A 20,045-nucleotide genomic window follows, 5' to 3' on the forward strand; every position below is an offset into this window, starting at 1 on the left:
GTCCATGGCATGGTGTCCTCCCTCGAATCTTTGCAAATCCGAAGGAATCACAGGCCAGCCAAAGCCGCTCACCCTTTTCCGGTCAGGCTCTCAGGATGAGGAGATAGATCTAGCGCGAGATCTTCGACGCGAGATCCGCGATCGACTTCATGACCGCGTCTCGCACGCCGCCATCATAGAGCGAATGGCCGGCTTCTTCCACGATGCGAATCTCGGAACCCGGCCACGCTTTCGCGAGCGCCTGCGATGTCTCGGGAGGGCACAACAGATCGTAGCGTCCCTGGACGATGATGCCGGGAATGCCGTCGAGCTTGCCGGCGTTCCGCAACAACTGGTTCTCCGTCATGAAGCTGTCGTGGATGAAATAATGCGCCTCCATGAACGGCGTCGCCGGCAATGTGCGCCACACGTTCAGCGACGCCAGGTCGATCCGCGTCTTTGCAGCCTTGTGCTCCGACAAGGCGCGCTCGGTGTCGTGCCAGGCGCGCGAGGCCGGGCCATGCACGGCCGGATCAGGATCGAGGATGCGGCGATAGTAGGCTTCCACCGGCCGCGCGCGCTCCTCGGCCGGCAGCACGCTGAGAAAATCCTCGTAGAGCGCGGGGTAGAATTGCGACAGGCGCGAGGTGAAGGCGATTTCGACTTCGGCACGCGTGCCGAGAAACGTCGCGCGGAGCGCAATTCCGGAGACCCGCTCGGGATGCGCCTGCGCATAAGCCAGCGCCAGCGTCGCGCCCCAGGAGCCGCCGACCACCATCCAGCGCTCGACGCCGAATTTCTCGCGGATCTTTTCCATGTCCGCGATCAGATGCTGCGTGGTGTTGTGCGCGCGCGATCCCTTCGGCCGGCTGCGGCCGCAGCCGCGCTGGTCGAACAGCACGGCATGGAAACGGTCGGGATCGAACAGCCGGCGATGGTCGGGCTGGCAACCGCTGCCGGGGCCGCCATGCAGATAGACCGCGGGGATTCCGCCAGTGCGGCCGACGCTCTCGACATAGAGCTCGTGGCCGTCGCCGACGTCGAGCGTTTCGGAGGTCAGCGGTGCAAAGGGATCGGCGCGCTTGACTGAGCTGGCCGCGTCGGCGTCAGGCACCATTCTCGGATTCCAGGGTGCCGCCGGCGAAATTGCGGTAGATGAAGCGGTTGGTGTCGCCCTCGGCCTCGCGCTCGGCCTGCTTGAAGATGGTCTCGTGCAGCGGCGACAGCGCACAGGCAGGATCGGTGTTGGCGGCGTCGCCGGTCAGCGCAAAGGCCTGGCAGCGGCAGCCGCCGAAATCGATCTCGCGGAATTCGCAGGTCTTGCACGGCTCCTTCATCCAGCCGGTACCGCGATAGCGGTTGAAGGCGTCCGAGTTCTGCCAGATCCAGGCGATCGAATGGTTGGAGCGCACCGATTCGAAGTCGAGCCCGGTGATGCTCTCGGCGGCGTGGCAGGGCAGCACCTTGCCGGCCGGCGAAATGTTGAAGAACTGCCGGCCCCAGCCGCCCATGCACTTCTTCGGCCGCAGCGCGTAATAATCGGGCACGACATAGTCGATCGTCAGCCGGCCCTTCAGCCGCTCGCGCGCCTCCTCGACGATGCGGGTGCACTCGTCGAGCTGCGCGACCGTCGGCATCAGTGCGGCGCGGTTCTTCAGCGCCCAGCCGTAATATTGCACATTGGCGACCTCAAGCCGGTCGGCGTCGAGATCGACCGACATCTGGATGATCTCAGGCAGCTGGTGCAGGTTCTGCCGGTGCATCACCGCATTCACGGTGAGCGGCAAATCGAGCTCGCGGGTCCATTTGGCCACTTCGAGCTTCTTGCGGTGGCCGCCTCTGTAGCCGCCAACGCGATCGGCCAGGCCCTCTTCGACGCCCTGGAAGCTGATCTGCACGTGGCAGAGCCCGGCATCGGCAAGCTCACTCAACCGCTCGCGCGTCAGCAGCACGGCCGAGGTGATGAGGTTGGTGTAGAGGCCGACGTCGCTGGCATGCTTGACCAGCTCGACGAGGTCCTTGCGCGCGGTCGGCTCGCCGCCGGAGAAATGCACCTGGAGCACGCCGATCTCGGCGAGTTCGCTCAGCACTTTCTTCCATTCCTCGGTGGTCAGCTCCTTGCCCGAGCGGTCGAGCTCGACCGGGTTGGAGCAATAGGGACATTGCAGCGGGCAGCGATGGGTGATCTCGAGCAGCACGGCGAGCGGAATGCCGAACGTCTCTGCCGTCGAGCGGCTCTTCTCCAGCACCGCGAGGCTGTCGCTGGCGTCGGGCGGGAGGGTGGGGTTGCCGAGCACATCGCTCATGACGTCTTCTCCCGGGCCTCCGTGAGAAAGCCCTTGTCGGCGAGATCCTGCAGCATGACGATGACGTCGGCCAGGATCGCCTCGCGCGGCGCGGCGTATTTTGCCGCGAGCTGGTCGGACACGTCGCCGACATTGCGCTCGCCGTCGCAGAGCTGCAAGACCTCGACCGCGATCTCGTCCGGCGCCAGCACGCGTTCGGGCGCCAGGATCACCCAGACTTTTCGCGTCTCGTCATATTTCAGCTTGGCGTGCCGCGGCAGCACCGGCCGGCTCGCCTCGCTGACGCTGATGTGACGCGGCCCGGCCATCGATTGTTCCTCAGCTCGCCTTTGAGTGTTCTTGGGGCACGAACGCGCCCGGCGGAATGTGGCCCTCGACATAGGCGTGCTGGAGCGCGTCGAGCTGCACCCACAGCACGTTAGTCTTGAAGATCAGCGCATTGCAGACGGATGCCCGTTGCTCAGGCGTCGTGGCATGCGCCTTGACATAGTCGAGTGCAAAGCCGGCATCGCGCGGCGCCTGGGCCAGGCGGCGCTTGAAGTAGCTCATGATATCAGGATTGACGAAGTCGTAGTGCTCCAGCATGCCGGCAATGCGCTCTTCGTGCAGGTTCGGCGCGAACAATTCGGTGAGCGAGGAGGCGATCGCCTCCAGCGGCGACTTCTCACGGCAATAGTGCACATAGGCTTCCACCGCAAAGCGCGTCGCGGGCAGGATGCCTTCGGTCGATTCCACATAGGCCGTGTCCAGCCCGAGGCCGTCGGTCAGCTTCAGCCAGCGCTCGATACCGCCTTCGGAGCCGATATCGCCGTCATGATCCTCGATGCGGTGCCGCCATTCCAGCCGCGTGGCGCGGTCGCGGAAGCGCGAGATCACCACCGCATCCTTGATCGGGATGGTGCTCTGGTAATAATAGCGGTTCAGCGCCCAGGCCTGGACCTGGCCCTTGTTCAGCTTGCCGCCGTGCAGCAGCTTATGGAACGGATGCAGGCTGTGATAGCGCGTCGCCCCGATATGGCGCAGCGTCGCCTCCAGCTCCTCGGCCGAGTTGAGCCTGATGTCCTTGCCGACCGAGAGCGCGGTCATTCCAGTCAGTGACGCGGCATTCACAGCACGATCTCCGTTCCGTCAGCGGGTATCTGCCAGCCCGCCGCTTCAGCGGCCTTGCGCTCGGGGGAAGCGGGCAGCAGCGCCGGGTTCGAGTTATTGATATGCAGAAATATCTTCCTGTCGAGTGCGAGGTCGGCGAGCCGCGCGATGGCGCCGTGGTCGCCGGACATCGCGACATGGCCCATGCTCTTGCCGGTCTTGTGGCCGAGGCCGGCCCTGATCATCTCGTCGTCCTGCCACACCGTGCCGTCGAAGAACACCAGCGAAGCGCCGTCGATCTCGGCCTTGAGCGCGTCGGTGACCTCGGCGCAGGCCGCGATGAAGTAGAAGCATTTGCCGGTCGATTTGTCGGTGATCTTCAGCCCCAGCGTATCGCCTTCGCCGGTGTCGCCGCCTGGATGCACCTTGCCTTCCAGGTACCAGGCCGATTTGCCCGAGACCGCGAAGGGCAGCACCTCAAGTCCTGAGCGCGTCCCGTCCGGCAGCCGCGGCTCGAACGACTCATTGATGTCGACCGGCTGGCGCTGCACGTTCTTCTCGTTCAGCACGTTGAAGATGCTGTTGGCCTTCAGGATCGCCAGCACCTTTTCATGCGCATAGATCGTGAAGGGCGATCCCTCGCGCATCGACAGCAGGCCCGCCACCGCGTCCACTTCGCTGTTGGTCAGGATCACGCCTGCGATCGGCGTATGGCGCAGCGCGCCTGCCTTCGGATGCAGCTGTGGCGTGGCATTCAATTGCTGGCGGAGGTCGGGAGAGGCGTTGATCAAGAACCAGTGCTCGCCGTCGCCACTGAAGGCGACCGAGGCTTGGGTTCGTTGCAGCTCTTGGCCGTTTTCACGGGCCGTCCGGCAGCCCTTGCAGCCGCAATTCCATTGCGGCACTCCGCCGCCGGCTGCGGCGCCCAGGACGACGACGCGAAGCATAATCCGTCTCCTGGAAGCAATGTCGCGAGGTGGACCTCACGCCAACACAAATCCTGTCTTCCGGACATGCATCGTGACCGAAAGATCCACCTGCGCAGAATGCGAATTCACCAACCGCTTACTTGCGGGTGGCGCTCACATACATGTTGATTTCCATGCCACAGGGCACTTCGACGATCTTCGGGGCTTTCCAGGCCATTTCGGCTCTCCATTTTCGAGATTTCGGACGTATCCGCCCGTGGCTAAGTTACTGCGAGCACAAAAGTTCGCCAGTGAAATTTTCCCGAGCAAGGGTATGTTGCGCCGCGAAAAAGTGCGGGGAACAGTACTTTCTGGTGATGCGGCCCTGCGCGTGGCGCATTCGGTCGCGAACCCTGTCCTGATAAAGCAGTTGTGAGTGCAGTGCAGCTTTCAATCCGGTACAGGCGACCCAACTGGAACTTCGTGATGCCCAGATATTTCTTCAACACCCGTATCGGCAACGAACTGATCGTGGATCCTGAGGGAGAGGATTTGCGCAATCCCGACCGCGCCTGGGAGGTTGCCCGCCAGATGATTCTGGAGGTGCTGAGATCGGAAGGCACCCAGCCGGCCCTGCTCGAGGCCGTCATCGAGGTCACCGACCGCGAAGGTGAGATTGTGCTCGAATTCCCCTTTACCGAGGCACTCCTGGACATCCCGGACCAGTCTGCGACGAGGCATTAGGTCCCCCAGTTCTCTCCCCGTCATTGCGAGGAGAAGTGACGCCGCAGCTCTTTCCACCGTCATTGCGAGCGCAGCGAAGCAATCCAGGCTGTCCCCGCGGAGGGACTCTGGATTGCTTCGCTGCGCTCGCAATGACGGAGAATGTGGCAATCCGGGCCCTTCGCCCTTGCGAAATCCGCATGGCTTTGCCGCGTTCCCGGGGCTAAAAGACGCCGGTTAAACGGAGCAAGCCATGCAAGATCTCTGGCGCCTGTCGGCGGCCGACCTCGCCAACCTCGTCAAAACCAAGAAGGTCTCCGCCAGGGAGGCCGCGCAGTCCGGCCTCGCCCGGCTCGACGCCGTCAATCCCAGCCTCAACGCCGTGATCGACCACCGGCCCGAGGACGTGCTCAAGCAGGCGGACGCCGTCGATGCCGCCATCGCGAAGGGGGAGGACCCCGGCGTGCTGGCCGGCGTGCCCGTCACCATCAAGGCCAATGTCGACCAGGAGGGCTTTGCCACCACCAATGGCCTCAAGCTCCAACGCGACCTGATCGCGCGCGAGGACAATCCGGTGGTCGCCAATTTCCGCAAAGCCGGCGCGGTTCTCCTTGGGCGCACCAATTGCCCGGCCTTCTCCTATCGCTGGTTCACCACCAACCTGGTCCACGGCGACACCAAGAACCCCCGCGACGCCTCGCTGACGCCGGGCGGCTCGTCCGGCGGCGCCGGTTCGGCGGTCGCGGCCGGCATCGGCCATATCGCCCACGGCACCGACATCGCCGGCTCGATCCGTTATCCCGCCTATGCCTGCGGCGTGCATGGTCTGCGCCCGACCCTGGGCCGCATCCCGGCCTTCAATCCGGCCCTGCCGGAGCGCCCGATCGGGCCGCAGATCATGGCGGTGTCGGGACCTCTGGCGCGCACCGTCAACGACATCAGGATTTCGCTCGCGGCGATGTCGGCCCGCGACATCCGCGATCCCTGGTTCGTGCCGGCGCCGCTGGAAGGCCCCGCGCGGCCCAAGCGCGCCGCGCTCTGCCTCAACCCGGATGGCCTTGCGACGGCCCCCGAGGTGAAGGCGGCCGTCGTCGATGCCGGCAAGCGGCTCGAACGGGCCGGCTGGACCGTCGAGACAATCGAGAACACCCCGCCGATGCGCGAAGCGGTCGAGTGGCAGATCAAGCTCTGGCTCGGTGATGGCTATGAGGCGCAACTCGAAATGGCCGAGCGTGAGGGGGATCCCGGCGCGCTGGCGTGCCTGCGCGGCAACCGCGCCAGGGTCACGCCGATGGACCAGGCGAACTACGCCAAGGCATTGACCCGGCGCGCCACGCTGACCCGCGAATGGATGCTGTTCTTCGAGACCTATGCCGTGCTGCTGACGCCGGTCTCCGGCGAATTGCCGTTCCCCGATCATCTCGACCGCAAGGACGACTCGTCCTTCAAACGCGTCTGGGAAGCACAGCTGCCGCAGATCGCCATTCCCTTCATGGGCCTGCCGGGCCTCGTGGTTTCCACCGGCCTCGTCGGCAAGGCCCCGGTCGGCGTGCACATCGTGTCCGGCCGCTATCGCGAGGATCTCTGCCTGCTCGCAGGCGAGGCGATCGAGGCGGGCGGCGTGCCGCCGTCGCCGATCGACCCCGTGGGTTAGCGATGTCGGTGATCTACGACTTCAAGGCCAACTCGCTTTTCGGCGAAGAAGTGCCGATGAAACGCTTCGAAGGACAAGTGCTGTTGATCGTCAACACCGCGAGCAAATGCGGCTTCACGCCGCAATATCGCGGGCTGGAGGATCTGCATCGCGATCTCAATCCGCGCGGCTTCTCGGTGCTCGGCTTTCCCTGCAACCAGTTCGGTGCGCAGGAGCCCGGAGCAGCGAGCGAAATCCAGTCGTTCTGCTCGACCAATTACGACGTCACCTTCCCCCTGTTCGAGAAGATCGACGTCAACGGCAGCAATGCGCATCCGTTGTATGAGTACCTGAAACGCCAACAATCCGGCCTGCTGGGCGCCTCCATCAAATGGAATTTCACGAAATTCCTGGTGGATCGCGCCGGCAAGGTGGTCGCGCGCCACGCGCCGACCGCCCGGCCCGAAGGATTGCGGCAGCAAATCGAGACCCTGTTATGAGCGAGACAATCATGAGCGACGAATTTCCAGACCGCCTCTCGGTCGATCCGAACAGCCCCTATTACAACGCCGATATCCTGGCGCGCGACGTCGGCATCCGCTTCAAGGGTGTCGAGAAGACAAATGTCGAGGAATACTGCATCAGCGAAGGCTGGGTTCGCGTCACCGCCGGCAACGCCAAGGACCGCCACGGCAACCCGCTGACCATCAAGGTGCACGGCCCGGTCGAGCCGTATTTCAGGGATAAGAAGTAAGAGCGCCGCGCTCCCTCCTCGTCATCGCGAGGAGCGCACTCTCTCCTCGTCATTGCGAGGAGCCCTTGCGACGAAGCAATCCAGACTATCTCCGCGGATGCATTTCTGGATTGCTTCGCTTCGCTCGCAATGACGAAAGGAAACACCATGTCCATCCGCATCGTCGACGTCCGCGAGATCACCAAGCCGATCTCTTCGCCGATCCGCAACGCCTATATCGATTTCACCAAGATGACGACGAGCCTGGTTGCCGTCGTCACCGACGTCGTCCGCGACGGCAAGCGCGTCGTCGGCTACGGCTTCAACTCCAACGGCCGCTACGGGCAGGGCGGCCTGATCCGCGAACGGTTTGCCTCGCGCATCCTGGAGGCCGACCCGAAGTCGCTCTTGAATGCGGCCGGCGACAATCTCGACCCCGACAAGGTCTGGGGCGCGATGATGACCAACGAGAAGCCGGGCGGTCATGGCGAGCGCTCCGTCGCGGTCGGCACCATCGACATGGCGGTGTGGGATGCCGTGGCGAAGATCGCGGGCCAGCCGCTGTTCCGCCTGCTGGCCGAGCGTCATGGCGTCAAAGCCAATCCACGCGTGTTCGTCTACGCGGCCGGCGGCTATTATTATCCGGGCAAGGACCTCTCGATGCTGCGCGGCGAGATGCGCGGCTATCTCGATCGCGGCTACAACGTCGTGAAGATGAAGATCGGCGGCGCTGATATTGAGGACGACCGCACCCGCATCGAAGCGGTGCTGAAGGAAATCGGCAAGGACGCGCAGCTCGCCGTCGACGCCAACGGCCGCTTCGATCTCGAGACCGGCATCGCCTATGCCAAGATGCTGCGCGACTATCCGATGTTCTGGTACGAGGAGGTCGGCGATCCCCTCGACTACGCGCTGCAAGCCGCGCTCGCCGAATTCTATCCGGGGCCAATGGCGACCGGTGAAAACCTGTTCAGCCACCAGGACGCCCGCAACCTGATCCGCTACGGCGGCATGCGGCCTGACCGCGACTGGCTGCAATTCGACTGCGCGCTGTCCTATGGCCTGTGCGAATACCAGCGCACGCTGGAAGTCCTGAAGACCCACGGCTGGTCGCCGAGCCGCTGCATCCCCCACGGCGGCCACCAGATGTCGCTCAACATCGCCGCCGGTTTAGGCCTTGGCGGCAACGAGAGCTACCCCGACCTGTTCCAGCCCTACGGCGGCTTTCCCGACGGCGTCCGCGTCGAGAACGGCCACATCACCATGCCCGATCTCCCCGGCATCGGCTTCGAAGGCAAATCGGATCTCTACAAGGAGATGAAGGCGCTGGCGGAGTAAGTAGCGCCGGGGCCGCGACGGCCGCGCCACACCCTCCGTCATTGCGAGCGCAGCGAAGCAATCCAGAGTCTTTCCGCGGAGGCAGCCTGGATTGCTTCGTCGCAAGTGCTCCTCGCAATGACGATGTGGCGAAAATCTCGCAATCATCTCTTGGTTGTGATATCATGAAAGCTCTCCTCAGCTGAGCACGATCATGAAGCAGCCTTGCGTGTACATGTTCGCCAATCGCCGCAACGGGACGATCTATACAGGCGTCACGTCCAATCCACCGCGCCGCGCGTTCGAGCACCGCGAGGGCTTGGTGAAGGGGTTCTCGTCAAAGTATGGCTGCAAACTTCTCGTCTGGTACGAGCTGCACGCGACGATGACCGACGCGATCACACGCGAGAAGCAGATCAAGGCCGGCAGCCGGGAAAAGAAGCTCGCGCTGATCGAGAGCGTCAATCCGGATTGGATGGATTTGTACGAGACGCTGATCTGATTGCACCAGGTACTACCACACGCTCCGTCATTGCGAGCGCAGCGAAGCAATCCAGAGTGTTTCCACGGAGGCAGCCTGGATTGCTTCGTCGCAAGAGCTCCTCGCAATGACGGTGTGGAACGGGCGTTTGCCGCTACGACAACCGCATATCCAGCAGCCGCCGTCCTTCGCTCTTCAGCAGCTTCTTAACCGCGCTCGAGGCCACGACCTCGCCGTCATTCGCATAAGCTTCGTGGTTCTTCTCGATGTCGTCGAGGCGGTAGAGGTAGTTGACCATCACGCCGGCGGACTCGCGCACGCCCTTTGGCGAGAGATCCCCTAACCAGTTGATGCGCTCGAGGCGGGCGCCGTTGCCGAGATGGAAGCGCGCGACGGAGTCGATCAGCTTGCCTTTCGGCGTGCGCGCCTTGAGGAAGTAGTGCGCCGCGAGCGGTTCGATCACGCCACGCAGCAGCGTCGTCGTCTCGGGGTTCTCGAACCATTTGGGATCGTCGAGGCGCTTCAGCACTTCGCGGTCCTCGTCCGACAGCGGCAAATCCTTGTCCTGCTTCACCCATTGCATGAAACCGGGCACCGGCGACAGCGTGACGAAATTGTCGAGCTTCGGCAATTCGCGGCGCAGCTCCTCCACCACCTGCTTGATCAGGAAGCTGCCGAAGGAGATGCCGCCGAGACCCCGCTGGGTGTTGGAGATCGAGTAGAACACGGCGGTGCGCGCGCGCTCGATCGGCAGGTGCTGACGATCGACGGTGAGCAGCGGCGCGATCGCGCCGGGAATGGTCTCGGTCAGCGCCACCTCGACGAAGATCAGGGGCTCGTCGACCATCGCTGGATGGAAGAAGGCGTAGCAGCGGCGGTCGACCGGATCGAGGCGGCGGCGCAGATCGTCCCAATCGCTGATCTCATGCACGGCTTCGTAGCGGATGATCTTTTCGAGGATGTTGGCCGGGGTCGACCAGTCGATCCTGCGCAGCACGAGAAACCCCCTGTTGAACCACGAAGAGAGAAGATGCGAGACGTCGCGATCGAGCGCGGCGAGATCGGTGTGCCCGTTCATCATGCCGAGCAGGTCGGCGCGCATGTTGACGAGATCGCCGGTGCCGCCGGGCGCGCGGTTGAGCCGGCGGATCAGCTCCTGCCGGCGCGGCTCGGAGGCGAAGTGCAGGGCGCTGGCATCCTCGTCGGCCGGCTTGGCACGCCATGTCTCGATCGCCTTCGACACGCGTTCCCGATCCGGGCCGAAATCGCGCACCAGTGCTTCGAAGAAGGCGCGACGTCCCGTCACATCCAACTCCTGGTAGATGTCGAGCACCTCACGCGCCATGGCGGTGCCCGAAGCTTCGCCCCGGCCCGACAGCAGCGCGCCGCAGAGCTCGATGAGCCCATCGGCGTCCTGCTTGGTGTCAGCAGAATCCCCGCGGCGAAGCAGCGTGCGGCCGCGCTCGGAGATGGTGGTGAGCAGGTCGGAGAAGAAGGCGTTGGCCATCGGGGCTTTCGTATCAGGTTTGTGCGGTGCGGGAATCTTACACGGATTTTGAGCGGAAGCCGATCACAATCAAGCGCAAGAATTTGGCAACTTTAGCTGGGGTGTGCGTTTCGAGAATGCTGTCATGCCCGGTGAGGGGCGTTTGGAGAACAAGGCGGCTGCCTCATACACCGTCATTGCGAGCGCAGCGAAGCAATCCAGAATCCCTCCGCGGTGGCAGTCTGGATTGCTTCGCTGCGCTCGCAATGACGGGCAGCTACCCCTTCCCCGCAAACTCCGTCGGGGTCCGCCCCGTTACCTGACGGAACGCCGCCGAAAACGCCGGCACGCTGGCATAGCCGAGCTGGGTCGCGAGCTGCTTCACGGACACATTGGCATCCGTGGACAGCCGCTGGATCGCCGCCGCAATTCTTGCGCGCTGGCACCAGCTCTTGAAGCTCAGCTGCGTCTCCGTCGAAAACAGCCGCGACAGCGTGCGCGCGGAGGTTCCGACCTCGCGCGCCAGCGTGTCGATGTCGTGCAGGCCGGTGGGATCGTCGAGCACCATCATGGCCGCGCGCCGGCAGCGCGGCTCGTGCGGCAGCGGCACGAAGGTCGCGGAATCCTCGGCCTGGACCAATTCCAGCATCACCAGCCGCACCAGCAGATCGGTCCGCTCCTCGGTATTGCGCGCGTCGAACAGTGCGAGGATCGCCTGATTCAGCAGCGGCGACACCCGCACCACGAATTCCCTGGTCAGTCCCTCATGGCGCTGCTCGCGTTTCAGCCAGGCGAGGTCGAAATAGAGCGTGCGCATCTCGATGTCGGCGAGCAGATCGATCGCGTGCTGGAGCCCGGCCGGCACCCAGACCGCGCGGTCCGGCGGCACCAGCCAGCGTCCGCCGGGCGTCGTCACCTGCATGGTGCCCTTGGCGGCATAGATCAGCTGCGCCTCGCGGTGCAAATGGGGATCGATCCGCATGCCCTTGGGGTAGTCGCGCGCGACCAGATGCACGCCCGCGGGCGAGCGATGATTGCTCCGGACCGCCCGGAGGATTGGCGTTTCCAAGACAGTCATTGGCAGCATCCCGTCATGGGTCCGACATATAACTCATTTTCGAGCAGGAGAGGATTCCCATGAACAGCCCCAGCCGGGTGATCAGTTTCGTCAACGCGGGCCATTTCATCGACCATTACGCGATGCTGATTTTCGCCGCCGCGGTGATCATCATGGGGCCCGCGCTCGGCATGGCCTATTCGGAACTGCTGCCTTACGCGACCCCCGGTTTCGTCGCCTTTGGCGCGGGCTCGCTGCTCACCGGCTGGCTCGGCGACCGCTGGAGCCGCCGCCACATGATGCTGATCTTCTTCGTCGGCATCGGCGCCTCCATGATCTCGGTCGGCTTCGTGCAGACGCAGGCGCAGCTCGGCGCGGCGCTGTTCGCGATCGGCATTTTTGCCTCGATCTATCATCCCGTCGGCACTGCCATGATCGTGTCCTACGCGGACAGGCTCGGCCGCGAGATGGGCATCAACGGCGTCTGGGGCAATCTCGGCGTCGCATCGTCGGCGCTGGTCACCGGCGTGATCGGCCAGTACCTCGGCTGGCGCTTCGCCTTCATCGTCCCCGGCATCGTCACCATCCTGATCGGCATCGCGTTCGCGATGATGGTCGTGCACGAAGACCGCAAGGGTTCGAAGCAGGCGGCGGCGCAAGCGCGCGTCGCCAAGCAGGACATGTGGCGCGTGATCCTGTCGCTGCTGATCGTCGTGATCGCGATTTCGACGACCTTCAATGCCGTCACCGTGGCGCTGCCAAAGCTGTTCGCGGAGCGGCTTGCCGATCTCACCAAGAGCCCGGCGCTGCTCGGCGTCATCGCGGCTTGCGTCTACGTGTTCGGCGCCATGACCCAGTACACGATCGGCCGGCTGCTCGACCGCTATTCGCTGAAGACGGTGGCGCTGCCGCTGTCTTTCATGCTGGCGCCGTTCCTGTATCTGGCCGCGAGCCTGTCCAATCTGCCGCTGATCCTGGTCTCGATCGGCATCGTCATGGGCGCGTTCGGACAGGTCACGGTCAACGACGCCATGGTCGGCAAATACACCAGCGAGGAATGGCGCTCGCGCGCCTATGCCGTGCGCTATTTCATCGGCTTCACCGCCGCCGGCGCCTCGGTCGGCCTGGTCGCCTGGCTCTACGAGCAGGGCGGCTTCGTCACCATGTTGCATGCCTTCGCCGCACTCTGCCTGCTCGCGATCGCAGCGGCGATCATTCTCCCGCGCGAGATCAGGACCCCGCAAGCAGTGTGAGGCAACGGTCTCGTGTCCCGGACGCGCTGCAACGCGTAGCGTTGCTGCGCAGAGCCGGGACCCAGAAAGCAACACGGCATGCAGAGACATGGGCCCCGGCTCTGCAGCGCACCGCCCAAGAGGCGCTGCGCTGCGTCCGGGGCACGAGAATGCGCTGTAACGTCGGCACTCTCCACGTCGTCATTGCGAGCGCAGCGAAGCAATCCAGAATCTTTCCGCCGAGGGACTCTGGATTGCTTCGCTGCGCTGGCAATGACGGGGAGGTCGTGGCACGTCACGCACACCACCCATGATGCCATTATGCCGGTGTTTTGCCCGACGAAGCAAGTATTTTCGGCAAGTCCGAAATTTTCTCCAGCCTTTTCAACCACATCTCTACTGTGCATGGGGTTGTTTTCGCGTTTTTGTCTGGCAGGGCATCCTCCGCAGACAAAGCCTAGGACTTCACCTCGGCCACCGCCACCGCCTTCGGCGTCTTCTTCGACGCGCGCCAGTTCTCGAAGCGCTGCACCACCACGAAGAACGCCGGCACGAACAGCACCGCGAGGCAGGTCGAGGCCAGCATGCCCGAGAACACCGTGATGCCGATCGACTTGCGCGCACTGGCGCCGGCGCCGGTCGCGATCACCAGCGGTACCACGCCGAGGATGAAGGCGAACGACGTCATCAGGATCGGGCGGAAGCGGGCGCGCGCAGCTTCGATCGCGGATTCCAGCACCGGCTTGCCGTCGCGGCCGTGCAGCTCGAGCCCGACCTCGACGATCAGGATGGCGTTCTTGGCCGACAGCGCGATCAGGAGGATCAGGCCGATCTGGCAGTAGAGGTTGTTGTCGATCTTCAGGCCGTTGAGGATCAGCATGGGGCCGAGCAACGACAGCGGCACCGCCAGGATCACCGAGATCGGCGCATACCAGCTCTCATACTGGCCGGCGAGCACGAGATAGACCAGCAGCATGGCGAGGCCGAACACCCAGTAGATCTGGTTGGAGACGGCCTTCTCTTGATAGGACATCGCGGTCCATTCGTAGCCGGTGCCCGGCGGCAGCGTCTTGTCCGCGATCTCCTCCATCAGCTTTAGCGACTGCCCGGAGGAGTAGCCCTGCGCGGGCAGGCCGATGACGGTCGACGACGGATAGAGATTGTAGAGGCTGATCAGCGAGGGGCCGGTGGCCGGCGTGATCGTGGCGACGGTGCCGATCGGGATCATGTCGCCGTTCGAGTTGCGCACCATCATGTTGGCGATGTCGCGCTCGGTGACGCGGAAGGCGGGATCGGCTTGGGTGTAGACCTGGAACACGCGGCCGAACTTGTTGAACTGGTTGACATAGGACGAGCCGAGATAGGTCGACAGCGCCGAGAACACCTGATCCGTCGTGACGTGCAGCGTCTGGGTCTTGATGCGGTCGATCTCGACGTTGAATTGCGGCACCGATGAGCGGAACGAGGACTGGACGCGCTGCAGCGCGCTCTGGCTCTGGCCGTTGGAGACCATCGCGCCCGTGATGGCCTGGAGCTTGGCGAAATCGCTGTTGCCGTCGCGCAGCTCGACCTGCATCGAGAATCCGGCCGCGTTGCCGATGCCCTGGATCGGCGGTGGCGGCAGCACCAGCGTGCGTGCCTCCATGATCACCGCGAGCTTGTCGTTCAGGCCGTAGACCAGCGAGCGCAGATCCTCGCCCGGTCCTTTGCGCGCGTCCCAGTCCTTCAGGATGATGTAGGCGACGCCGGCATTGGCGAGGCTGGCGCTGTTGTCGAGCGCGGAGATGCCGGCGATGGTGATGACCTGCTGGACTCCGGGCGTGTCCTTGATGATCTCGCTCGCTCTGTCGAGTACCTTCTGGGTCCGTTCCAGCGCGGCGCCATCAGGCAGTTGCACGACGGCGATCAGATAGCCCTGGTCCTCGATCGGCAGGAAGCCGGTCGGCACCCGGGACAGGCCGTAGCCGCCGATCCCGATCAGCACCAGCGCGAATGCGACCGAGACCGTGGCGTGCCCGCACAGGAAGCCGATCAGCCTCGTGTAGCCGCGCTCGACGCGGTTATAGACGTTGTTGAAGCCGCGATAGAAGAAATTGCGTTTTTCGGGCGGCACGGTCGGCCGCAGCCAGAGCGCACATTGTGTCGGCTTCAGCGTCGCCGCGTTGATGGCGGACAGAAGCGCGGTTGCCGCGATCACCAGTGCGAATTGCGAATAGATCCGGCCCGTGAGGCCCGCGAGGAACGAGGCCGGCAAGAACACCGAGATCAGCACGAGCGTGATGCCGACGATCGGCGCGAACAGCTGGTCCATCGCCTTGATCGCGGCGTCGTGGCCGTTCATGCCCTGCTCGATGTTGTGCGCAGCGCCTTCCACCACGACGATGGCGTCGTCGACGACGATGCCGATCGCGAGCACGATCGCGAACAGGGTCGACATGTTGATGGTGAAGCCGAGCGCGGCCATGGCGGCGAAAGCGCCGATGATGGTGACCGGAACCGTCGTTGCCGGCACCAGCATCGCGCGCCAGTCCTGCAGGAACACCAGGATGACGACCAGCACCAGCAGGCCGGCCTCGATCAGCGTCATGTAGACCTCGTGCACCGAGGCCTGCACGAATTTGGTGGTGTCGAACGGCGTGTCGTACTTCATGCCTTGCGGGAAGGCCTTTGCAAGCTCCGCCATCTTCTTCTCGACGGCCTGCTCGACCTGGAGTGCATTGGCGCCGGGCGACTGGAACACGCCGATGCCGGTGGCCGGCTGCTTGTTCAGGGAGAAGATCTGGCTGTAGGTCTGCGCGCCCAATTCGACCCAGCCGACGTCGCGCACCCGGGTGACGTCGCCGCTGGTGCCAGATTTGACGATGATGTTCTCGAACTCGGCGGTGTCGTCGAGCCTGCCGTTGACGTTGAGGGTGTACTGGAACGCCTGTCCCGACGGTGTCGGCGGTGCGCCGACCTGGCCGGCGGAGACCTGCTGGCTCTGCTGCTGGATCGCCTGGATAACGTCCTGCGGCACCAGACCACGGACCTGCAGCTTGTTCGGATCGAGCCACACCCGCATCGAATACTGACCGGCTCCGAACACGGTGACGTTGCCGACGCCGGGCAGGCGCGAGAGTTCGTCGCGGAGGTTGATGGTGGCGTAGTTGCTCAAATAAAGGCTGTCGAACGTCTTGTCGGGCGAGGTCAGCGTCACGAACAGCAGGATAGACGTCGACCGCTTCTGCACGGTGACGCCCTGGTTCTGCACCGACTGGGGCAGTTGCGACAGCGCGCTGGAAACGCGGTTCTGCACCAGCACCTGCGCGAAGTTGAGGTCGGTGCCGATCTTGAATGTCACGGTCAGCGTATAGGTGCCGTCGGAGCCGCTGTAGGACTGCATGTAGAGCATGTCCTCGACACCGTTGACCTGCTGCTCGATCGGCAGTGCCACGGTGTCGATCACGGTCTTGGCGCTGGCGCCTGGATAGCGCGTCGTGACCTGCACCGTCGGCGGCACCACGTCGGGATATTGCGCGATCGCGAGGTTGAACAGCGCGACGCCGCCGATCAGGATCATCAGCAGCGCGATGACGTTCGAGAGGACCGGCCGCTCGATGAAGAACTTTGAGATCATGGCTGGCGCTCCTAGTTACTTGGCAGACGCCTGCGGCTGCTCGATCTTCGTCACCTGCGGGTCGATCTTCTGGCCCGGGATCACCCGCAGCAGCCCTGCGGTCACCACGCGATCGTCCGGCTTCAAGCCGCTTTCGATCACGCGCAGGCCGTTGTCGACGGGACCGATCTGCACCTTGCGCTGCTCGACAATGTTGTCGCCGTTGACGACGAGGAGATAGCGGCCGCCCTGATCGCTGCCGAGCGCGGCGTCGGGCACGAGCAGGGCGTCCTTCTCCTGGGTGAAGGGCACGCGAACGCGGACGAAATAGCCGGGCAGCAGCACCCGCTTGTCGTTGGGCACGAGGCCGCGCACCGCGAGCGTGCCGGTCGACTGGGTGAGGGTCGGGGCGACATAGTCGAGCTTGCCCTCATGCGGATAGCCGGCCTCGGTCTGCAGGCCGACTTGAATCGGAAATTGCTTCATGTCGGCGGCGGTGAGCCCCCGGCGGGCGGCCTCGGCACGGATGCGGAGCACGTCCTGCTCGTTGACGGTGAAATTCACGTAGATCGGATCCATCGCGACGATGGAGGCGAGTTGAGTGGGCGAGGAGACCCCGACGAGCTCGCCGACCGAGACCATATGCGCGCTGACGATGCCGTCGAACGGCGCGGTTACGTTGGTGTAGCCGTAGTTGACCTGGGCGAGCTTGGTGTTGGCCTGGGCCTGCTGGAGATTGGCCTGCGCGTTGTCGCGTGTCGAGGTCGAGTTGTCCAAGGTCGCTTGCGAGACCGCTTGCCGCTGCACCAGATCGCTCTGCCGCTTGTAGTCGGCTTCCGCCTGCCGGAGCGAGGCCTGCGCGCCGGCCTCGGCCGCCTGCGCCTGGTCGAGCTTGAGCTTGTAGGTGTCGGGCTCGATCGTGAACAGCTGGGTGCCCTGCTTGACGAAGGTGCCGTCCTGGTAGTCGATCGATTGCAGGAATCCCTGCACGCGCGCGACGAGATCGACATTCTTGATCGGCGCGGTGTTGCCGGTGGCCTCGACATAGCGGGTCACCGGGCGCTGCACCGGCGCGGCGACGTCCACCTTGGGCGGCGGCGGGGCGACGAACGTGTTTTTGTCCTCGCAGCCGGTGAGTGCGGCCACGGCCATCGCGGCGGCCAGTGCCCGCCCGACATGTCTCCACGCTCCGTTGCGCCGTGCGGGAGATGCGGGATTCGCGCAGGTCATTCGGTGGCCCCCGGTTGCTGTCTGTCGGGCGGGAGGCTACCAACAAATGCCCGGACCTGAAACACCATAGCCATGGCAGTCGTCGGCCTTGCACTGCAGACTGCGCTGTGGCCTTTGGCAGTTTTGCCATCACAAACCGCTTTCCATCGCGCGCTCGATCGACCAGAATTATGTCAAAGGCCACGCGGCGGCGCGCGAAGCAGTCGGGACGAACAAGAGAAGAATAAAAGAAGAAAAGGTCGGGAGATCATGACATGCCCACGCCTCTCCGGTCGGTCCTTAAATCGGTCCTTGCCGGCCTCGTTCTCGCAGCGGCGGTTGCCATGCCCGCGCTAGCCGATGGTCTGAAGGACGAGATCGCACCGACCGGCAAGCTGCGGGTCGCGATCGCGATCAGCCCGGCGGGCGGCGCGTTCTGGTCCACCAAGACCGAAGCCGGCTATGCCGGCGTTCCGGTCGATCTCGGCAGGGAGATGGCCGCACAGCTCGGCGTGCCCGTCGAATATGTTGTGCACCAGAATTCCGGCCAGATCACCGATGTGGCGTCGAAAGGCACCTGGGACGTCACCTGGCTGCCGAAGGACCCCGAGCGCGAGACCAGGATGATGTTCGGTCCGATCTACGAGGTCGCGGACGCCACCTACATCGTGAAGGCCGGTTCGAGCGTCAGCAACTTTGCCACGCTCGACCAGGTGGGCATCAAGGTCGCGGCCGTCAACGCCACGACCACGATGCGGGGCGCGGTGGCCCATCTGAAGAATGCGAAAGTCACTGGCTACCAGACCTATGACGAGATCTTCAGCCTCCTGAAGAGCGGCGAGATCGATGCCTTCGCGCTGTCGCGCGATCAGCTCAACAAGATGGCGCAGAAGATTCCGGGCACGCGAGTGCTCGACGAGACGTTCAAGAAGACGGTCACCGCCGTCGCCGTCCCGCTCGGCCACAGCCAGGCTCTGGCGTTCGTGAGCAAGTTCATGAACGAGGCAGTGACGAATGGCACCTTGCGCAAGGCCTATGACAACAATGGCCTGAGGGACACGCCGATCCGCATTGAATAGGACGGCGGCGCAGGATGACTGCGCCGCGGTCCGGCCCTACGGCTCCGCGGTGCGAATGCCCGCGGGGCTCACCTGCATCTTGAGCGTGGATGTCCTGTTCAGCGCCTTGCCGTCGAACGAGAAGGCGATCAGCTCGTTCTCGACCATGCATTGCGCCACGACATATTTAGAATCCTTGGACCACGCCATGCCCTGACACCAGTGGCCGATCTTCGCTTCTGCCACCGGCGTAAGGTCAGTGCCTGAAATCCTGTAGACCTTGAGCAGGCCGAAATCGTTGAAGAACGGCGAGCCTGGCGCCTTGTTCGAGCCGTTCATGACGGTCACGGCAACATGGCTGCCGTCCGGGGACATCTTCACGGCTTCGGGCGTCTGGCCCACGCTCACCGTCGTGACGACGCGGATCGGCCTCGCCGTCATGTCGATCAGGCTGATCGAGTCGTTGTCGCCGCTGCTGGCGCCGACATTGCCGACTATGGCGGCGGCGCTGCCGGTGAGGTCGATGTCGTAGGGCCGGATGCCGGCGGAGAGGTCGCGCTTGGCGTACTCGACCTTGCTCCCGTCCACGGTCAGAAGCGAGATCTTGCTGTCGCCGTCGCGCGTGACCAGTGCGGTCGCGCCGTCATGGGAAAAGACGGCGTGGCTGGGGCCTGATTTGGCGTCGCCGAGCTGGATCTTGCCGGCCGGCGCCAGCGTGCCTCCGCTGATGGTGAAGACCGAGACCGTGCCTTCGCTGCGGTTCGCAACCAGCGCCAACGTGCCCGCGCGGTTGATCGAAACGCCGGCAGCGCCCGCGCCGGCTTGCAAGGTCGTCAGCACTTTGGGCGGCGTGGATTTCAGGTCGATGACCGACAGCTTGTCGTCGGGCACCGTCTTGGCCGGATCCGCAGGATCGAGCTTCATCGCGCCGGTGACGAGGGCGAACGCACCATCCGGCGCAATTGCCACGCTCGGCGGCGGGCCGACGACGCTGGCCGGGGCGGGCACTTCGCCGAGAAGTTTCAGGGCACCGTCGGTGAAGTCGATGACGCTCACCGTGTCCGGCAGCGGTTGCTTGCGTACCACGGCGCTGCCGTTCTCCAGCACCATCTTGCCGTCATTGGCAGTGACGACGATCTCTGCATGCGCGGCTAAATTGGCGAGGCTCGCAAGGGATGTTGAGATCAAAGCACATGCGGCACGGCGCGTGCGCTTGCGAAGAGCGGCTGTCATGTGTCC

19 protein-coding genes are annotated in these 20,045 nt (G+C 64.2%); 8 read left to right on the top strand and 11 right to left on the bottom strand.

What is annotated here, in order from left to right:
* Positions 1-109 precede the first annotated feature (109 nt).
* From pip to pqqA, 6 genes are all read right to left on the bottom strand, one after another.
* The gene (pip, locus tag C7G41_RS26175; protein WP_106945231.1) at positions 110-1,096 is read right to left on the bottom strand and encodes a prolyl aminopeptidase; all 987 of its coding nucleotides are present in this window, start codon (positions 1,094-1,096) and stop codon (positions 110-112) included.
* Positions 1,086-2,285, bottom strand: a complete 1,200-nt coding sequence (gene pqqE, locus C7G41_RS26180; protein WP_106945232.1) for a pyrroloquinoline quinone biosynthesis protein PqqE — start codon at positions 2,283-2,285, stop codon at positions 1,086-1,088. Before pqqE ends, pip begins: the two co-directional genes overlap by 11 nt.
* Positions 2,282-2,593 carry a pyrroloquinoline quinone biosynthesis peptide chaperone PqqD gene (pqqD, locus tag C7G41_RS26185; RefSeq protein WP_106945233.1) on the bottom strand — a complete coding sequence of 104 codons (312 nt, stop codon included), beginning with the start codon at positions 2,591-2,593 and terminating at the stop codon, positions 2,282-2,284. Before pqqD ends, pqqE begins: the two co-directional genes overlap by 4 nt.
* A gap of 10 nt (positions 2,594-2,603) precedes the next feature.
* Positions 2,604-3,395 carry a pyrroloquinoline-quinone synthase PqqC gene (gene pqqC, locus C7G41_RS26190; RefSeq protein WP_106945234.1) on the bottom strand — a complete coding sequence of 264 codons (792 nt, stop codon included), beginning with the start codon at positions 3,393-3,395 and terminating at the stop codon, positions 2,604-2,606.
* A complete protein-coding gene (gene pqqB, locus C7G41_RS26195; protein ID WP_106945235.1) occupies positions 3,392-4,321 on the bottom strand; it encodes a pyrroloquinoline quinone biosynthesis protein PqqB in 930 nt (309 codons plus the stop codon). Before pqqB ends, pqqC begins: the two co-directional genes overlap by 4 nt.
* A gap of 118 nt (positions 4,322-4,439) precedes the next feature.
* On the bottom strand, positions 4,440-4,520 hold the full coding sequence (pqqA, locus tag C7G41_RS26200; protein ID WP_007595659.1) for a pyrroloquinoline quinone precursor peptide PqqA: 81 nt from the start codon (positions 4,518-4,520) through the stop codon (positions 4,440-4,442).
* A 248-nt stretch (positions 4,521-4,768) separates the two neighbouring features.
* Here pqqA and C7G41_RS26205 point away from each other — a divergent pair, with 248 nt between their 5' ends.
* From C7G41_RS26205 to C7G41_RS26235, 6 genes are all read left to right on the top strand, one after another.
* Complete coding sequence (locus tag C7G41_RS26205) at positions 4,769-5,026, top strand: hypothetical protein (protein WP_007595657.1); 258 nt, start codon at positions 4,769-4,771, stop codon at positions 5,024-5,026.
* Between the two features lie 232 nt (positions 5,027-5,258).
* Positions 5,259-6,659 carry an amidase family protein gene (locus C7G41_RS26215; RefSeq protein ID WP_106945237.1) on the top strand — a complete coding sequence of 467 codons (1,401 nt, stop codon included), beginning with the start codon at positions 5,259-5,261 and terminating at the stop codon, positions 6,657-6,659.
* 2 nt (positions 6,660-6,661) lie between these two features.
* On the top strand, positions 6,662-7,138 hold the full coding sequence (locus C7G41_RS26220) for a glutathione peroxidase (protein ID WP_106945238.1): 477 nt from the start codon (positions 6,662-6,664) through the stop codon (positions 7,136-7,138).
* Positions 7,135-7,392 (top strand): DUF3297 family protein, encoded by a 258-nt coding sequence (locus C7G41_RS26225; RefSeq protein ID WP_018318553.1) that lies wholly within the window; start codon positions 7,135-7,137, stop codon positions 7,390-7,392. Before C7G41_RS26220 ends, C7G41_RS26225 begins: the two co-directional genes overlap by 4 nt.
* A gap of 147 nt (positions 7,393-7,539) precedes the next feature.
* Positions 7,540-8,709, top strand: a complete 1,170-nt coding sequence (tarD, locus tag C7G41_RS26230) for a D(-)-tartrate dehydratase (protein ID WP_106945391.1) — start codon at positions 7,540-7,542, stop codon at positions 8,707-8,709.
* Between the two features lie 193 nt (positions 8,710-8,902).
* The gene (locus C7G41_RS26235) at positions 8,903-9,190 is read left to right on the top strand and encodes a GIY-YIG nuclease family protein (protein WP_027519749.1); all 288 of its coding nucleotides are present in this window, start codon (positions 8,903-8,905) and stop codon (positions 9,188-9,190) included.
* Positions 9,191-9,323: 133 nt separating this feature from the next.
* On the opposite strand, the gene C7G41_RS26240 is transcribed toward C7G41_RS26235, so the two are convergent.
* Both C7G41_RS26240 and C7G41_RS26250 read right to left on the bottom strand, forming a co-directional pair.
* A complete protein-coding gene (locus tag C7G41_RS26240; protein ID WP_106945239.1) occupies positions 9,324-10,676 on the bottom strand; it encodes a malonyl-CoA decarboxylase in 1,353 nt (450 codons plus the stop codon).
* Between the two features lie 256 nt (positions 10,677-10,932).
* A complete protein-coding gene (locus C7G41_RS26250) occupies positions 10,933-11,733 on the bottom strand; it encodes a helix-turn-helix transcriptional regulator (protein ID WP_199198616.1) in 801 nt (266 codons plus the stop codon).
* A 59-nt stretch (positions 11,734-11,792) separates the two neighbouring features.
* On the opposite strand from C7G41_RS26250, the gene C7G41_RS26255 reads away from it, so the two are divergent.
* A complete protein-coding gene (locus C7G41_RS26255) occupies positions 11,793-12,965 on the top strand; it encodes an MFS transporter (RefSeq protein WP_063995141.1) in 1,173 nt (390 codons plus the stop codon).
* A 436-nt stretch (positions 12,966-13,401) separates the two neighbouring features.
* On the opposite strand, the gene C7G41_RS26265 is transcribed toward C7G41_RS26255, so the two are convergent.
* Both C7G41_RS26265 and C7G41_RS26270 read right to left on the bottom strand, forming a co-directional pair.
* A complete protein-coding gene (locus C7G41_RS26265; RefSeq protein WP_106945243.1) occupies positions 13,402-16,560 on the bottom strand; it encodes an efflux RND transporter permease subunit in 3,159 nt (1,052 codons plus the stop codon).
* A gap of 15 nt (positions 16,561-16,575) precedes the next feature.
* Positions 16,576-17,769: an efflux RND transporter periplasmic adaptor subunit gene (locus C7G41_RS26270; RefSeq protein WP_106945244.1), complete on the bottom strand. Its 1,194-nt coding sequence runs from the start codon at positions 17,767-17,769 to the stop codon at positions 16,576-16,578.
* A 254-nt stretch (positions 17,770-18,023) separates the two neighbouring features.
* Between C7G41_RS26270 and C7G41_RS26275 the strand changes: the two genes are divergently transcribed.
* On the top strand, positions 18,024-18,827 hold the full coding sequence (locus C7G41_RS26275) for an ABC transporter substrate-binding protein (protein WP_106945245.1): 804 nt from the start codon (positions 18,024-18,026) through the stop codon (positions 18,825-18,827).
* Between the two features lie 36 nt (positions 18,828-18,863).
* Here the strand turns inward: C7G41_RS26275 and C7G41_RS26280 are convergent, their stop codons facing one another.
* The gene (locus tag C7G41_RS26280) at positions 18,864-20,039 is read right to left on the bottom strand and encodes a beta-propeller fold lactonase family protein (protein WP_106945246.1); all 1,176 of its coding nucleotides are present in this window, start codon (positions 20,037-20,039) and stop codon (positions 18,864-18,866) included.
* Positions 20,040-20,045 lie beyond the last annotated feature (6 nt).

The organism is Bradyrhizobium sp. MOS002, assembly GCF_003020115.1.
Classification (GTDB): domain Bacteria; phylum Pseudomonadota; class Alphaproteobacteria; order Rhizobiales; family Xanthobacteraceae; genus Bradyrhizobium.

Excerpts from the sequence above, each read along its gene's own strand:
- pip (WP_106945231.1), bottom strand. The coding sequence starts at position 1,096 with ATGGTGCCTGACGCCGACGCGGCCAGCTCAGTCAAGCGCGCCGATCCC.
- pqqE (WP_106945232.1), bottom strand. The coding sequence starts at position 2,285 with ATGAGCGATGTGCTCGGCAACCCCACCCTCCCGCCCGACGCCAGCGAC.
- pqqD (WP_106945233.1), bottom strand. The coding sequence starts at position 2,593 with ATGGCCGGGCCGCGTCACATCAGCGTCAGCGAGGCGAGCCGGCCGGTG.
- pqqB (WP_106945235.1), bottom strand. The coding sequence starts at position 4,321 with ATGCTTCGCGTCGTCGTCCTGGGCGCCGCAGCCGGCGGCGGAGTGCCG.
- pqqA (WP_007595659.1), bottom strand. The coding sequence starts at position 4,520 with ATGGCCTGGAAAGCCCCGAAGATCGTCGAAGTGCCCTGTGGCATGGAA.
- C7G41_RS26205 (WP_007595657.1), top strand. The coding sequence starts at position 4,769 with ATGCCCAGATATTTCTTCAACACCCGTATCGGCAACGAACTGATCGTG.
- C7G41_RS26215 (WP_106945237.1), top strand. The coding sequence starts at position 5,259 with ATGCAAGATCTCTGGCGCCTGTCGGCGGCCGACCTCGCCAACCTCGTC.
- C7G41_RS26220 (WP_106945238.1), top strand. The coding sequence starts at position 6,662 with ATGTCGGTGATCTACGACTTCAAGGCCAACTCGCTTTTCGGCGAAGAA.
- C7G41_RS26225 (WP_018318553.1), top strand. The coding sequence starts at position 7,135 with ATGAGCGAGACAATCATGAGCGACGAATTTCCAGACCGCCTCTCGGTC.
- tarD (WP_106945391.1), top strand. The coding sequence starts at position 7,540 with ATGTCCATCCGCATCGTCGACGTCCGCGAGATCACCAAGCCGATCTCT.
- C7G41_RS26235 (WP_027519749.1), top strand. The coding sequence starts at position 8,903 with ATGAAGCAGCCTTGCGTGTACATGTTCGCCAATCGCCGCAACGGGACG.
- C7G41_RS26240 (WP_106945239.1), bottom strand. The coding sequence starts at position 10,676 with ATGGCCAACGCCTTCTTCTCCGACCTGCTCACCACCATCTCCGAGCGC.
- C7G41_RS26250 (WP_199198616.1), bottom strand. The coding sequence starts at position 11,733 with ATGACTGTCTTGGAAACGCCAATCCTCCGGGCGGTCCGGAGCAATCAT.
- C7G41_RS26255 (WP_063995141.1), top strand. The coding sequence starts at position 11,793 with ATGAACAGCCCCAGCCGGGTGATCAGTTTCGTCAACGCGGGCCATTTC.
- C7G41_RS26265 (WP_106945243.1), bottom strand. The coding sequence starts at position 16,560 with ATGATCTCAAAGTTCTTCATCGAGCGGCCGGTCCTCTCGAACGTCATC.
- C7G41_RS26270 (WP_106945244.1), bottom strand. The coding sequence starts at position 17,769 with ATGACCTGCGCGAATCCCGCATCTCCCGCACGGCGCAACGGAGCGTGG.
- C7G41_RS26275 (WP_106945245.1), top strand. The coding sequence starts at position 18,024 with ATGCCCACGCCTCTCCGGTCGGTCCTTAAATCGGTCCTTGCCGGCCTC.
- C7G41_RS26280 (WP_106945246.1), bottom strand. The coding sequence starts at position 20,039 with ATGACAGCCGCTCTTCGCAAGCGCACGCGCCGTGCCGCATGTGCTTTG.